Here is a 14,532-nt window from a genome sequence, read left to right as displayed (position 1 = left end):
TTAATAAAATACTTTATTTGTGATTACAATAGGCAATTGAGAGCCTTACCTATTTAGCACTACCAATTATTTTATTTGTAAATATTTGAACATTCAAGTGAAAAAACCCAAGCGTTAGCGAGCTAAATATTTATTCAAGCAACAAAGAAAAATTTGACATGTTAAGAGATTTTTAATAGGTTAACAAATTTGACGGCTTTTAGTCAGAATGTCTAGATATTTTTTGAGTAATAAAATTTTAAACCTTCGAATTCTCCGACAATACATTTGGAAAAAGATTATGAAAGATGATTTAAGCGAGTTTCAGTTATCAGAAAAAGCTAAAAAAAAATTAAAAAATAAAAAACTTCTCAAAAAAGAGTTGGCAGAAGGTAAAACTGCTCAACAGATCATGGAACTTCAAGATTCCACGATGGCAAAGTTTTATGGAGCAGCTTATTATTTATTTGAGCATAAACGCTATGAAGATGCCGCCCACGCCTTTTTATTTTTAGCGACTTTAAATCCCTATATTCACGATTATTGGCTGGGTTTGGGGATGGCTACTCAAATGTGTCAAAATTACGAAGCTGCTATTGATGCTTACGAACTAGCAGCTTTTTGTGATATCAACAGCCCTGTACCCTATTTTTATTTAGCAAAATGCTTATTTGCCATCCATGATCGCGAAAGTGCTTTGCAAGCTTTAGATTTAGCTATTGAAACAGCGGGAGAATCTGGAGAATATACAGATTTGAAAAAACAAGCTGAAGAGGCAAAACGTATTTTATTAAACGATTAATTTTAAACTCGTGAACTTTGCCTCTCTACACTGATTTGAAAGAAATTGTCACTGTTAGATAAAATTTTGCAATCCTTACTTATGCATTCGAATCAAAAAAGATGGGTAAGAAGAAACCTTTACTATTACGTTTATCAGAATATATGTATTTTACAGGAAGGGGAATGTCTTCATCATTAAAATAATTTTTTATTAATTGAGTGGCTGCGTCAGAAGTCACCAAATGGGAAGAAAAAAAATCAAAATCCCAAATTCAATAGTTAGTTTTGTAAAGCGTTTTTTGATGTGGAAGAAAACCAGTGCAAATAGCTTTTGACGTGGTAAGGATTATCAAAGAAAAAGTTTTGCAGGTGTTTTAACATGAAGGTATTGGTTTTCTTTGTTAACTTTTCGATTCAGGAAGATAATTGTAAAAGCTTTTGTTGCCAATTGATTGTGCACCACTTTTTATACAAATAAATTCTGCTAAATTCTGCGATTTTCTTTTTAATTTTTTTTATCTAAAACAGCTAGAGCTTGCGCGATTAAATCAGCAAGCTGTTTATGTTAATGAAGTCATGACTGCTGTTTTATTAAACCATAATAATTCCATTTCCTCAGAAAATTCTAAGGTTCACTGTCTTCATTTTAAGCTAGATAAATTCAATTTATTACCGATTTTTTTCTTTATTAAGAAAGACTTCTGAAGTTACCCATCCTCATTTATTCAGCTTTTTAAAAAAAGATTGACATCTGCAAGTTGATTATCTAGAAATCAAGACATGATGTATTTTGTTATTTCAATATATAAAAGTTTTAATTGGTTTAATCTGTTTAAAAACGTTAAAGGAGCTAACTATGGTTAAAGTTTCAGGATATGCCGCTCAACAAGCGACAACACCTTTAACTCCATTCACATTTGATCGACGCGAATTAAGATCAGAAGATGTGCAAATAGAAATTCTATATTGTGGGGTTTGCCATTCCGATTTGCATACAGCGCGCAATGAATGGAAAAGTACAATTTATCCTTTTGTTCCTGGTCATGAGATTGTGGGAAGAGTTTTAAAAGTTGGTAAAGATGTTAAAAATTTTAAAAAAGATGACGTGGTTGCTGTTGGATGTATGGTCGATTCTTGTCGAACTTGCTCTAGTTGTAAAGCACATTTAGAGCAATATTGTGAAAATGGACCAGTTTTTACTTATAATAGTTATGATAAGTATGATCAATCCATTACACTAGGGGGCTATTCAACTCAAATCGTTGTAGACCATCAATTTGTTCTTCATGTTCCAAAAGAATTTAAAGAAAAAGATTATCCAGGTGTAGCCCCTTTACTTTGTGCAGGAATTACGACTTACTCACCTTTGAAGCATTGGAATGTTGGAAAGGGAAGTAAAGTAGGCGTCGTTGGTCTCGGAGGCCTTGGGCACATGGCCATCAAATTAGCCCATGCAATGGAAGCTCATGTTGTCCTTTTTACCACATCAAAAAATAAAGAACAGGATGCGAAAAGATTAGGGGCTGATGAGGTTGTTATTTCAAAAAATGAAGAAGATGTTAAAAAACATAACGCTACTTTTGATTTTATCCTCGATACAGTGGCCGCTTCCCATAATTTAGATCCTTTGATTGCTTTATTAAAAAGAGAGGGAACTTTATGCTTAGTGGGTGCTCCTGAATTTCCTCATCCTTCTCCTACTGTCAACCAACTTATTTTTAAACGTAGGCAGATTGCAGGATCTTTAATTGGAGGAATTCAAGAAACGCAAGAAATGCTCGACTTCTGCGCGAAGCGTCGAATTACGGCCGATGTGGAAGTCATCCCGATCGAGAAAATCAATGACGCTTATGAGCGCATGCTAAAGGGTGATGTTAAATACCGCTTTGTCATAGACAGCGTATCTTTGAAAAAGTAGGGATGCAAGCTACCAATGAGTAAGTAAACTCATTGGTAGCAGGTTGAATAATTATTTTTTTTGCGAGGTAGACTGAATAATAGTTTCAGGAGTCGCGGTTGTTGTTGTAGGATAAGGGTATTGCGAAACGGTGGTAACAGGATAGGCATTATTGTAAATGACTGAAGATGCATTAATGGGCTGCTTTAACCCTGACTTTTGAGCGCTAGGAATGGTTTGGTAATATTGCCCATTGATTATGGGAATTTGTGAATTCGGGGAGGAATTAACAGGCTGTTGTTGAATAGTTGTGGAAGGATAGTTCGTTATCGGAGTTGTTGAAGTATAGGGATAACTGCTCGTAGAGGTATAGCTTGAAGCAGGATAAGGGTAATTGTAAGTCGGGTTTTGTGTCGTCGTTGTATAACGGCCACTGATAGATGCAGCCGAACTTGTATAAGGATAAGGAGGAGCTACAGTAGAAGGAAAAGCACTCGGAGAGGTATAACGGCTTTCTGTGCTAGGTAGATTAGAATAGTCTGTCGAAGGAAAGGCTGTCACTGTTTGCTGCGAGACATAAGGTTTTTGCACGAATACAGCTTGGTTTGTTGTGTACGCAGGAAGCCTATTAGCGGTTCCTTGGCGCGAATTATAATCATAATTTGTATACAGAGAAGAATTGTAAGGAGATTGAACAAAAACTGCTTGCCCGCTTGTATACGGATAAGCGGCTTGTGCTTGAATCAAAGAAAAGGAAAGCAAAGCAAATCCCATTATCCCCATAAAAATGATGTGGTAAACATTTTTCATAAACCTCCAATGAAGGAATTTTTAATTTTTTTCTTTTTATTATATCATTTATCAAGAATTAAAAAAAATATTGCCATAAGTTCGCTTTAAATGATCAGCAAGTCTGCGAGCTAAGGCTAAGATTGTCAATGTCGGATTGGCATGTCCGGCAGTGGGAAAAATGGAACTTCCAGCAATAAATAAATTATTTACTCCAAAAACTTGACAATTTGTGTCAACAACTCCATCTTGAGCTTTTAAAGCCATTCGAGTCGTTCCCAGTTGGTGACTTGCATCTCTAAAAATTTCCATTGTTAAAGCATCAGCTTTCATATTTAGTTCTCCGACTTGGTGCTTTTTTAAAAGATTAGCAAAAATCGTGAGATAATTTTCAAAGCAAATTAAATCTTCTTTTCTAAACTTCCAATCTAAAGAAACAATATTCTGATTCAATACATCTTTTTCATTTGTTAAAAATAGATGGCTATTTGCATTTGGAAGCTGTTCGAGATAAAATTTGATGGCATAAACTATTTGATTTTGGTCAATACGAGGAAAGATGTTTATACAATGATTGGGTAATCGCTCTTTTTTAAGTAATTCCTGATTTAAAGAGATACCTATTTCTAAAGTTTTATTTTTGTCAGAAAAAGTACGACCTTCAATAATGTCATTTTGATCATAAGGAAAAAGTAATCCTCCAAAACCTTTAGGATGGTCAAGCAAATTTCTTCCTACCCAATCACTATGGTTACCTACACCTTTTTTTAACTGGGAACGAGAATTAAGAAGAAGTTTGGCATTTTCTATTGATCCGGCCGCTAAAATGTAAAATTGTGCTTCAACGTACCAATCCTGTCCTCGTAAGGAGCGTACATGTAGATGTTTAACCGAATCTAAATTCTCTGAAAGCGCAATATTAACAACATGAGCTCCTAAAATTACTTGGATTGAGGAGGACGCGAGCTGTTTTTGAAATTTATGTTTACTATTTGTTGGATGTTTTTCTAGTAAATCTAAGCTCGGAGAAAAACCAGGTAATTGAGAAATTGTGAAGGGGAGGTCAGCGTTATGAGCATTAGCCCAAGTAAGATCTAATATTTGATAATCTTGCGCGATAGAAGCATAATAAGAATATAAATCTTGATAAGTGATGGGCCAAGCTGTTTCTGACAAGTCAAACCTCGATTCAAAATCAATTGGATCAAGAGTTTTCCATTTTCCTCCCCAAATATTTAATGTCCCTCCATACTGCTTTAAATGCGTTTGACCTTTTTTACTCATTTCAAAAGTAAAAGGATTTTGTGGGTCTAAGGATCTAATTTTTTTTCCTTGCTGCTTAAAATAAGTTAATTTTTGTGTTTCGAAATCAAATTCTTCTAAACCTGCTTCTAAAAGCAAAATGGAACCAAATGAAGAAGCTAGCTGAGTAGCTATTTCAATCCCAGCTGCTCCTGCTCCAATAATACAAGCTTTTGCTTTTGGAATAGAAGAATCTATATAGTCTTGAATGAAAGTAATCATATGATCTTTTGATAATAAGAGTGTATTTTTTCAAATGCTCTTTTTAAAGAGTCATAATAATCATTTTCGACATGAATAAAACTTGGTAACGTAAAAACTCGCTGATCCATTTCTTCTGCGATAGGAAAATTTTTCTTATCAAGCTGGCGATAAGGTTCTAATCCTTGCCAAGCAGGACCTAAAGGCCCTCTTCCTTCTCCCCATAAATCAAATCCAGTATGAGCAAGCGTGCGTCGGTATTCACAAGAACCGACCCCAACACTGATAATAGGCACCCCTTCTTCGATTAAACTTTGGATAAATGTAGAAAAAGGTAGATTATTTAATTGAGAAGGATTGTAAATGACTTTTAATCCTCCATAGAAGCCTCCGACTTTAGCTTCTGTTTTAAGAAGGGGAAAAGAGATAAATGAAAAGTCTTTGAGAGCGTCTTGAGTTAAGCATGCATTGTCTGTTCGACACTGATTTCTGAAATCTAAACTTTCTAATGAAACTAGGGCAATCGCTAAGGCTAGGGGATGCGCTCTCCACTTAAGCCCAAGCACCTCACTATCTAATACTTCAAAAGGGCTATTGTGTAATTCTTGCTTGATATTTTTTCGATGCAATTGGCAGTATGCCAGCATAGCTTGGTAAATGTCTTGATCATTTGTACACACAACACCCCCTTCGCCTCCAGCAACAGCTTTACCCATTGGATTGACACCTTGCAAACTGAAGCAAGTTGCATGCGAAAAATTACCGATCTTTTTTTTATTCCAATATCCTCCATGAGCATGAGAGGCATCTTCAACAACAGGAATTCCTTTATGGTTAGCAAGAGAAAGGATCTTATCAAGGTCGCAAATGCGTCCATTTAGATCTGTAATATTGATAGCTTTGGTACGCAGAGAAATTTTTTTTTGAATTTCTTGAGGATTAATTAATAAGGACGAAGGGTCAATATCACAGAAAATTGGGCGGGCCCCCATATGAATCGCCCCTGAGTAACTCGCGATATAACCAACAGCCGGTGTTAAAACTTCATCTCCTGGCCCTATTCCAGCTGCAAAATAAGCGGCCATTAATGCAGCTGTCCCATGACTGAATGATAAGCAATACTGACATCCAATATAAGAAGCAAAAGCTTGTTCAAAATCTAGACTGATTCCAAATCCAGATCCTGATAATTCATCCCGATCAATTAATGCATTAATGAGTTTTTTTTCTTTATCTTTGGGTCGTTGCCATTTTTCTTGAAAAGCTTTTAAAAAAGCTTTTGGCCCACCCAAAATAGCTAATTCACTTGAATACATGAGTTAAATAATCTTTTTTTGAGCGAGGTCTAGAGTGCAATGTCCACATTTTTTAGCTTGAATTGGTATAGTCATTAAGCATTCTGGACATTCTCTTGTACAAGGAGCTTTACTTCTTTTCTCATATAATCGGTTCATCCCTTTGATCACAATAAAGATTACAGAAGAAAGAATCAGTAGGTCAATCAAAGTGTTGACGAAAATTCCATATTTTACTGCAACTGGAGCTGCAGCACTTCCTGGTAAATGTAATTTTAAGGATAGAGCACTAAAATCAACGCCTCCTAATAGAAGACCAATTAAAGGCATAATGACATCGGTGACTAAAGAATTAACGGCTTTGCTAAATGCTCCACCGATGATGATTCCAATAGCTAAATCCACCATATTGCCACGAAGAGCGAATTCTTTAAACTCTTTTAACCAAGACATCATAATCTCCTAATTAAGCAATTAACTTTATATGCTTAAAAAAGAGGAATTATGTCAATGAAGTTGGATTGATGTATTAATAAAAGGAGAAAAAATAAAGTCTTTAGGTTTACTTTTGGATGTGATAAGTTAATTTATTTAATTTTTCTTTGGCAGTCAGCTCAGTGCATAAATCAAGTTAAAATTATAGATAAATATTTTCTGAAAACACTTTTCCTGATTGTTAGCTCAACTCTTAATACTAATCAAAATAACAATTGCAAAGATTTCAAATTCTTTTTTTTATTTCTTAAGGTTTTCTTTTTTCAAAGGTAACAACATCACGAAGCTAAGGATTTTTTAGTGAAAAAATATTGCTTCATTGTCAAATTAAACAATCCTCAATTTTTTTATATTTTAACATAAATTTACCTTCTACTAAATCAAATCTTCTTGAATTTGTTTTCGGTACTTTTCCATGAGTTGAACCATAAAATAAAGGTTATGGACTGTGGCTAAACTCATACACGTTAGTTCTCGAGCTTTGAAAAGATGATGAATATAAGCGAGAGAAAAATGATGGCAGGCAGGGCAGAGGCATCCTTTTTCAATGGAATTAAAGTTTGTCGCATACTCAGATTTGGTGATATTTAATGGACCTTGCTTAGTCAATAAAATGCCATGTCTAGCAGCTCTTGTTGGGTATGAGCTATCAAAAGTATCAATTCCAAGCGGAACGCTTCTCTCGATAGATGGAAGGTCTCCAATTCCTAAAAGGTGATTTGGTTTATCTACAGGAAGAAGAGGGAGGGTGAGAGATAGAAGTGTATGCATTTCATCTTTAGTTTTACCCATGCTTCCCCCGACTGCAAATCCATCAAAAGGAAGTTCTGTTAGAATAGCACAGCTTTCTTTGCGTAAATCTGGATCAATTCCTCCGTGAACCACGGCGTACATGGCTTGCTTTTGAGGATTTTTTAAGTGAGCCTCTAAAGATCGTTTTTCCCAACGATGAGTTCGATCTAAAGATTTTTTTAAGACATCGCGGGCTATATGATAAGGGGGGAGTTCATCAAAAGGAATGATAATATCAGCTCCCAAGTCTTTTTGAGCTTTAATTGAACTTTCGGGAGTTAATAAAACCTTAGAACCGTCTCGATAAGAACGAAATAAGACCCCTTCTTCCGTAATTTTAAGAACACATCCTCCTTGCTTTTTGGTTCCCCTACTCTTTAATTCATCAGCGACAGAGCCATAAGCTAGACTAAATACTTGGAAACCTCCTGAATCGGTAATGATCGGAAGTTTTCGTTGGATGAAAGAATGTAAACCGCCTGCTTGTCTGACAATATCAGTTCCAGGTTGAAGCATCATATGATAAGTATTACAAAACATCAGTTGTAATCCGATGTCATGTAACATGGTGTTGTTCAAAGCTTTAACTGTTCCATTAGTTCCGACGGCAACAAAATTGGGAGTATCAATTATTCCGTGAGGGGTATGAATGCGACCAACGCGAGCGCGTGATTTTTTAGAGCGATGGATAAGTTCGAATTTAAAATACGTCATGTATTGGCCCATTTTATAAAAGGAGTAAAACAAAAAATTACAATTAATTTAACCATAAAACTGACAACAATAATGTCTGTCACTGAAGAGACAATTCCATATAAACCAGCAAAGCTAAATAAAAATGTATCTAAAAATTGAGATAAAATAAGCGCTATTGCTGTTCGAAAGGCAAAACTAATATTCGGAAGCTTTCTTTTTAAGAATGTAAAAAAACGGATGTCAATTTGCTGAACAATAAAAAAGACGCTCATCGAAGCAAGGAGTAAACGAGGGGTGACAGATAAAATCATTAAAAATGCAGGTTGTGAGGTATCATTCAAGCTGGGTTCATAAAGCAAATGGATTTGGGAAACGAAAACGAAAAAAATCATAAAGAAAAAACAAATCCATGTCGCTTGGTTTGCGTCTTCTTTTTCGTGATATTCTTGTAAAAAATTAAGTCCTAGTAAACTGCCTATGGCAAATGCATCACTTGCTGTGACTTCAAGCCCAAGCAAAACAATTTGCTTGAGGACAAATAGATTGGCGATCAGAGCTTGGATAGCGACCCAAGCGATCAAGGCTGTCTTTCCTAAGCGTTTAGCTATCAAAGCAAAGCTAATAATCAATATTGTCTGAATAAAAAATAAAATCTCGTTCATAACTGAAATACTATATCATAATTAAGCTTTTGAAGGTAGATTTGTAAAATTTAATCCCTGCAAAAATTGACTCATTAAAATATTCTTTTTGCTAATATGTTATTTTTAAAATGAGTATAAATTTTTTGATTTGGAAATCATTTTGGTCGATTGAAATGAGAAATTTCTAGGTCAGTAAACCCAAAAATTTAGGTTGGCCTGTAAAATTCTGCTTTTGAATTTTACAGATTTGTTCTTTTGATATCACAATTAATACGAGGTTTTATGAATCTTGCATGGTTATTAGCTGAATTTATTGGAACTTTTACGTTGATTTTTATCGGGGTAGGCGCAATTTGTTTAAATGAAATGAATCCTGGCAGTGTGGGGCTTGTCGGAATTGCTCTTGCACATGGACTTGCCATTGCTGTGATGGTGTCTAACGTTGGCCATATTTCAGGGGGAAAACTTAATCCAGCTGTTTCTATAGGAGTCTTAATCGGTGGAAGGTCGGACTGGAAAACAACAGTAGCAGAAATTTTTGCTCAGTTAGCAGGTGCTGTATTTGCAGCGCTATGCCTTAAAATAATCTTTCCAACGGATGTCATAGAAGTTACAAAATTAGGAACTCCTGTTTTAGCAGATGGAGTTTCTATGGGAATAGGTATTATGGCTGAGGCAATTTTAACATTTCTCTTAGTATTTACCGTTTACGCCGCTGCAGTTGATCCGAAAGGGGCTTTTAAATCAACTGCTGGTTTTACTATTGGTGGTGTAATTATCTTTGATATACTTGCAGGTGGTGGATTAACAGGTGCAGCCATGAATCCTGCTCGCGCATTTGGACCTGCTCTTGTCAGCGGAGAATGGATAGATCAAATTGTTTATTGGATTGGTCCAATCCTTGGTGGCTTGTTAGCTGGTTTACTTTATAGCAAATTGATGTTAAAAGATTTAACAACTTTATCTACTTCTTCGGTTTAATTTATTGAAGACTGAATCTCTAATTATTCAGTCTTTTTTTTAAATTATTAAAAATTTCTAAATATTAAATGAAATTTAATAAAAGTCAATTTTGTTTGGAATTTAATTTAAATATTAAAACTTTTATTTTATTCATAATAACATATATTTATATTTTTAAAATTTAATATAAAAGGGGATTCATGAGCCCAGTTAATAGTACGTCACCACTTCAAGAAATTATTCCAGTTAAAGTTAATTTACAAATTCTTTCATTTTTAGGAAAAAGAGACCTACAAGCAATTGCCTGCACATGCAAAATATTTGAAAATTTATCAAAGGATTTTCAAATCTAGAAACCCAAAACTGAAATTAAATTTGGGGAATTGGTAGCTAAAGGAGCGAAACAACCCCATAAGAGTTGGAAGCAAACTTATGAAGAGCTGAAAGTTAGCAAAACAACTCGTGACGAAAGTATGGATCTAATAAACTTTTTTATTTGATTTTAATGACGTGCAAAACAATATCCAACAAAACCTCTCCTTTCCCAAGCCTGTAAAAAATCTTCCTCTTCATATGCTATAAAAGTGTCTGAATCTAAAGAAAAAGCAGGATCCATGCAAAGAAATTCCCGATTTTGAGCATGATAACCTCTAATGACAACAAGATGCCCTGATTGGTAAGTTTGAGCACTTCCTTTTAAAGGGCCTTTCAAACTGACAACGATGGGACAATTATTTTTTAGTTGAGCAATAATTTGATTAAAAGAAGTAAATCTTGCTACCCACCCTCTCCATGCTTTTCCTAACTCTACAAAAGCTTGTGCTACGCTGAATGACCAATTGCCATAAATATCAAATGCATGATCGTAGACATGTTGAGCAAAATGAGTCGCTTGAAGGGTATTCGTTTGTGTTAAATATCGGATAGTGGCAGTTGTTGAAGTCGGAGAACAAAGATCTGCAAAACGAGGATGATCAAGAGTCATTTGAGATAAAGGGGAAATATTAAGGGGGTTCACTCTCATAGGAGAAGCTTCTTTATTAAAAATGGGCGTTCCTAAGGTTGTGCAAATGTGTAAGCAAAAAAAATTTTTTAAGGTAGCGTGATCTATAGCTTCAATGCGTATTCTTAATTTTTTAGCTTTGGAAACATTTGGGCAAACCACAATATCTTGAAAAGAAGAAATATTTGATGCGTTATCTGTTACGTTAAAGCTTTTTTGTTTGTCTTTATGCCAAGCTGCATAAGGAAGCCATGCAGACCATTGCGTCGTATAAAGAGAGGTAGAAATGAGATAAAATCCTTGTGACGGACGGAAAGCATTCCATGAAACAATTAACTCGTCGAAAAAGGGAATATCTTTTAATTCCCATTCATAAGTTTTTTGAAGAGGGTCTGTTATTTGTAACTCATGATGAGTTATTGTTGATGAAGAAAAAGCCAAAATAATCCAACTAAATTGTATTAAAATTTGTTTTAAAAAATCTTTTTCTAATTTATAGAAAGCTTGAATAAAATGAAATTTCTTGAGTTTCATCTCTTCCTAGATTAGGATAACACATAAATATTTTCTTAAGAATTTGAGATTAAAAGGAGAGCGTCGGATGAGTCCATCGCATCGCCCTGTTGTCATTACAGGCAATTGGAAAATGTATAAAACCATTAAAGAGGCTTGCACTTTTGCAAAAGCCTTACTTCCAGTGGTTGAAGTAAACCCTATTCAAGTATGGATTGCTGTTCCTTTTACAGCCATTTATCCTGTTAAACAAGAGATTCGAAATTCGCGATTAGTAATTGGTGCGCAAAATATGAACGATGCCTCTGAAGGGGCTTTTACAGGCGAAATCGCAGGTAAAATGATTAAAGAAGCAGGTGCTTCCTTTGTTTTATTGGGGCATTCTGAACGTCGCCATCTTTATAAAGAAGATAATGCTTTTATTAATCGAAAAGTGAAGAAAGCTTTAGAAATTGGCCTCACTCCTGTGCTTTGTGTTGGTGAAACATTCGAGGAACGAAAATCCGGTGAAACACAACAAATCATTCGTACTCAAATACAAGAATGTTTAGCTGGATTAACAGCTGAAGACTTAAAGACCTTAATAATTGCTTACGAACCTGTTTGGGCTATTGGAAATGGTCAAAACGCGAAACCTGAAGAAGCACAAGAAATTCATCAGTTTTGCCGAAAAATCATTAAAGAAATTTTTTCTGAAGAGTTAGCCGAACAGATTGTCATTCAATATGGCGGATCGGTGAACCCTTCTAACGCAATCTCATTACTTAAACAACCCGATATCGATGGTCTTTTAATCGGAGGCGCATCACTTTCTCTTGAAACTTTTGTTGAAATTGTGAATGATGGTGGGTCAATATTCAATTTGAAGGCAAAATAACTATGACGTTCCTATATTTTTTTACTATTACGCTCTTTTTGATTATTTGCGCATTGCTTTGTGCAGTTATTTTGATGCAAGAAAGCAAAAGTTCTGGGCTCGGAGCTTCCTTTGGTGGAGATTCTAGCGAATCTTTATTTGGAACGTCGACAGCGGATGTTTTGAAAAAGGTCACGGCATGGTTAGCTGTTATTTTTCTTACTGCTTGTATTCTCTTGTCTTTATGGACGAGTGCTCTTGGCCGCTCACAAAATAACGCTCCTGCCTTTACAATGGAACGTATCGAATCTCAATAAATTATCGACTCCAGACTTGCTTATCTATTGAGTGAGTCTGGATTATAGTTATCGCTTATGATAAGTCGTTAAACTAATGTCCCCCTTAATTTTATTCCATTATTATTACTATCATTTTCTTAATTATTAGTTGGAACATGCTGAGAAGTAAAATTATTTCCAAAATAGCTATCGTTAATCTCATCGACAGCTATGTCCCAACCTTTATTAAATAATGATATCGCCACCTCATTCAGATGCTAGGGTATATTGTAATCCGTATCTACCAATTTAGAAAAAAGTCTTGAGTCATCCATGTGATGAATCGCTTCTTGTTGTGCAGGAGAAAAATTTTTACCTATATAGGTAATTTTACAAGGAATCTTTAACAGAATTTTCAAGCAAAAATTTACATACTTGGAATCTTCTGTTTTGAGCTAAGATATCATCCATTCACGGAATGTTCATTTAATGATTTAATGATAAATTTATTTTCGAATAAATTAAATCTTTTAGAAAGATTAAAAGTTTAATTTTTACTATATTTCTTTTTGATTTCTCTTAAGAATTTTTCAATGCCTTTTTTGCGTTTAGGGGGTAAGCGATCTATGTATAAAACTCCATTGACATGATCATTTTCGTGCATAATTACATGGGCATCAAAACCTTCAAATTCTTCTGTAAAAGTATGTCCATTTAAATCTGTGGCTTGAATTGTCACTTTTAAAGGGCGGGAAACAGTTTCTCTCATACCTGGAATGGAAAGACAAGCTTCTTGACATGCCCAAACTTCTTGGCTGTAAGAAAGGATTTTGGGATTAATAAACACTCTTACTTGACCGGGAATAGCTTGGTCGTTTTCAAGGTATTGAGGAATACAAGTGATAAATAATGAGAGAGATTGATGGACTTGAGGAGCAGCTAAACCACACCCGTCATTTGCTTCCATTGTTTCTATCATGTCTTGAACAAGCTGTTTAATTATGTCATTAATTTCTATAATTTGTGACCCTTTTTTACGCAAAACTGAATCACCATAATAAGCTAAAGGAAGCTTCATAATTTATTTCTCTCGTTTAATATTAGTTTCATCGTAGCATAAAATTCGAATTTATAGTATTTTAAACTGAAATTTACATGCTATTTTTTGTAAACTATTTTCATAGCTTACTTAAATGACTTAAGAGAATATGTTGTGCGCTATATAAAGGCGGGGAGCAAAAGTGACAGCTGCAACAATTTTCGGTTTAAGTCTTAAAACAATTTGGAAGTGGGCCTAAAAGAAAAAAGTAGGAAGTCTGACGCCGAAAATAAGGCAGCTTATTCTAGTAAAGATAAAGGATAAAATTTTTATTAAAATTTATCACGTCTTACTCAGATGTCTATAAAAGAAATTGTCGCTCATTTCGGCGTCACTGTACAAGCCATTTTTTATGCTTGTAAACGACAAAAATCATTTTTAAAAAAAATGTATTCTATCTATCTCAAAAACAAAAAGTTTAGTTTAATTCGCTGGGTGTCAACTCTGTACAGGACAATTTTTTTGAAAATGTAAAAAAAACTCGCGATATGTAACATAATACTTCAGAAACCACTCTAGAGGTACTATGAAACACATATGCGAGCTGCATAACATTTTAGGTCAATATTTTAATTGGAACAAGTCAAGATTAACTGTATTGACGAATTTATTATTGGGAYTGTTCATAGTGAAGACAGTGAATYTGTCAGAGCTAGCAACARTTTTRTATAGTAAGGCAAAAATTGATTCTAATTTCAAACGAATACAAAGATTTTTCAACTGGCTAACTTCTTTAATTTTGGATTTATCCCTTTGATAATAAATAAGAAGAATAAAATTTAAATGACAAAAGACCTCTACATCATTTAAAACATTTGTTTTCCCAAACTAATGTTTAATATGACATGAGAGGTCAAAATGGATTTAATCAAATGATATTGTTGGGTAGATGATTTTTGGAAGTCTTTTAAGCAGAAATGGAATAAACAGTTAATTGATCATGGCAA

At 34.6% G+C, this 14,532-nt stretch carries 15 protein-coding genes; 7 read left to right on the top strand and 8 right to left on the bottom strand.

From position 1 onward, the window contains the following. Window positions 1-280 precede the first annotated feature (280 nt). Both TY19_RS00895 and TY19_RS00885 read left to right on the top strand, forming a co-directional pair. Window positions 281-781: a SycD/LcrH family type III secretion system chaperone gene (locus TY19_RS00895; RefSeq protein WP_042279184.1), complete on the top strand. Its 501-nt coding sequence runs from the start codon at window positions 281-283 to the stop codon at window positions 779-781. An 837-nt stretch (window positions 782-1,618) separates the two neighbouring features. After that, on the top strand, window positions 1,619-2,680 hold the full coding sequence (locus TY19_RS00885) for an NAD(P)-dependent alcohol dehydrogenase (protein WP_042279180.1): 1,062 nt from the start codon (window positions 1,619-1,621) through the stop codon (window positions 2,678-2,680). 51 nt (window positions 2,681-2,731) lie between these two features. Here the strand turns inward: TY19_RS00885 and TY19_RS00880 are convergent, their stop codons facing one another. The 6 genes from TY19_RS00880 to TY19_RS00855 form a co-directional block, all read right to left on the bottom strand. After that, window positions 2,732-3,469 (bottom strand): hypothetical protein, encoded by a 738-nt coding sequence (locus TY19_RS00880; RefSeq protein WP_042279178.1) that lies wholly within the window; start codon window positions 3,467-3,469, stop codon window positions 2,732-2,734. A 51-nt stretch (window positions 3,470-3,520) separates the two neighbouring features. After that, entirely contained in the window at window positions 3,521-4,972 is a 1,452-nt protein-coding gene (locus TY19_RS00875; protein WP_042279176.1) for a GMC oxidoreductase, read from the bottom strand. Then, a complete protein-coding gene (locus tag TY19_RS00870) occupies window positions 4,969-6,267 on the bottom strand; it encodes a DegT/DnrJ/EryC1/StrS family aminotransferase (protein WP_042279173.1) in 1,299 nt (432 codons plus the stop codon). The genes TY19_RS00875 and TY19_RS00870 overlap by 4 nt, the downstream gene beginning before the upstream one ends. A gap of 3 nt (window positions 6,268-6,270) precedes the next feature. Beyond that, a complete protein-coding gene (gene mscL / locus TY19_RS00865) occupies window positions 6,271-6,699 on the bottom strand; it encodes a large conductance mechanosensitive channel protein MscL (RefSeq protein ID WP_042279171.1) in 429 nt (142 codons plus the stop codon). 417 nt (window positions 6,700-7,116) lie between these two features. Further along, window positions 7,117-8,247 (bottom strand): tRNA guanosine(34) transglycosylase Tgt, encoded by a 1,131-nt coding sequence (gene tgt, locus TY19_RS00860; RefSeq protein WP_042279169.1) that lies wholly within the window; start codon window positions 8,245-8,247, stop codon window positions 7,117-7,119. Continuing rightward, on the bottom strand, window positions 8,244-8,891 hold the full coding sequence (locus TY19_RS00855; protein WP_042279166.1) for a queuosine precursor transporter: 648 nt from the start codon (window positions 8,889-8,891) through the stop codon (window positions 8,244-8,246). The genes tgt and TY19_RS00855 overlap by 4 nt, the downstream gene beginning before the upstream one ends. 264 nt (window positions 8,892-9,155) lie before the next feature. Between TY19_RS00855 and TY19_RS00850 the strand changes: the two genes are divergently transcribed. Both TY19_RS00850 and TY19_RS15160 read left to right on the top strand, forming a co-directional pair. Further along, window positions 9,156-9,854: an MIP/aquaporin family protein gene (locus tag TY19_RS00850; protein WP_042279164.1), complete on the top strand. Its 699-nt coding sequence runs from the start codon at window positions 9,156-9,158 to the stop codon at window positions 9,852-9,854. Between the two features lie 182 nt (window positions 9,855-10,036). Next, window positions 10,037-10,189: an F-box protein gene (locus TY19_RS15160; protein ID WP_148300608.1), complete on the top strand. Its 153-nt coding sequence runs from the start codon at window positions 10,037-10,039 to the stop codon at window positions 10,187-10,189. A gap of 149 nt (window positions 10,190-10,338) precedes the next feature. Here the strand turns inward: TY19_RS15160 and TY19_RS00845 are convergent, their stop codons facing one another. After that, window positions 10,339-11,373 carry a C39 family peptidase gene (locus tag TY19_RS00845; RefSeq protein WP_052354706.1) on the bottom strand — a complete coding sequence of 345 codons (1,035 nt, stop codon included), beginning with the start codon at window positions 11,371-11,373 and terminating at the stop codon, window positions 10,339-10,341. Window positions 11,374-11,440: 67 nt separating this feature from the next. Here TY19_RS00845 and tpiA point away from each other — a divergent pair, with 67 nt between their 5' ends. Both tpiA and secG read left to right on the top strand, forming a co-directional pair. Further along, the gene (gene tpiA, locus TY19_RS00840) at window positions 11,441-12,229 is read left to right on the top strand and encodes a triose-phosphate isomerase (protein ID WP_042279162.1); all 789 of its coding nucleotides are present in this window, start codon (window positions 11,441-11,443) and stop codon (window positions 12,227-12,229) included. Window positions 12,230-12,231: 2 nt separating this feature from the next. Then, the gene (secG, locus tag TY19_RS00835) at window positions 12,232-12,525 is read left to right on the top strand and encodes a preprotein translocase subunit SecG (protein ID WP_042279159.1); all 294 of its coding nucleotides are present in this window, start codon (window positions 12,232-12,234) and stop codon (window positions 12,523-12,525) included. Between the two features lie 508 nt (window positions 12,526-13,033). Here the strand turns inward: secG and def are convergent. Next, on the bottom strand, window positions 13,034-13,564 hold the full coding sequence (gene def / locus TY19_RS00830; protein ID WP_042279157.1) for a peptide deformylase: 531 nt from the start codon (window positions 13,562-13,564) through the stop codon (window positions 13,034-13,036). 318 nt (window positions 13,565-13,882) lie between these two features. Here def and TY19_RS26665 point away from each other — a divergent pair, with 318 nt between their 5' ends. Continuing rightward, complete coding sequence (locus TY19_RS26665; protein WP_148300607.1) at window positions 13,883-14,059, top strand: IS630 transposase-related protein; 177 nt, start codon at window positions 13,883-13,885, stop codon at window positions 14,057-14,059. Window positions 14,060-14,532 lie beyond the last annotated feature (473 nt).

Source organism: Candidatus Protochlamydia sp. R18, assembly GCF_000648255.1.
Taxonomy (GTDB): domain Bacteria; phylum Chlamydiota; class Chlamydiia; order Chlamydiales; family Parachlamydiaceae; genus Protochlamydia; species Protochlamydia amoebophila.
Note: the sequence above shows the minus strand (reverse complement) of the source record. Positions and strands in the feature narration are given on the sequence as shown.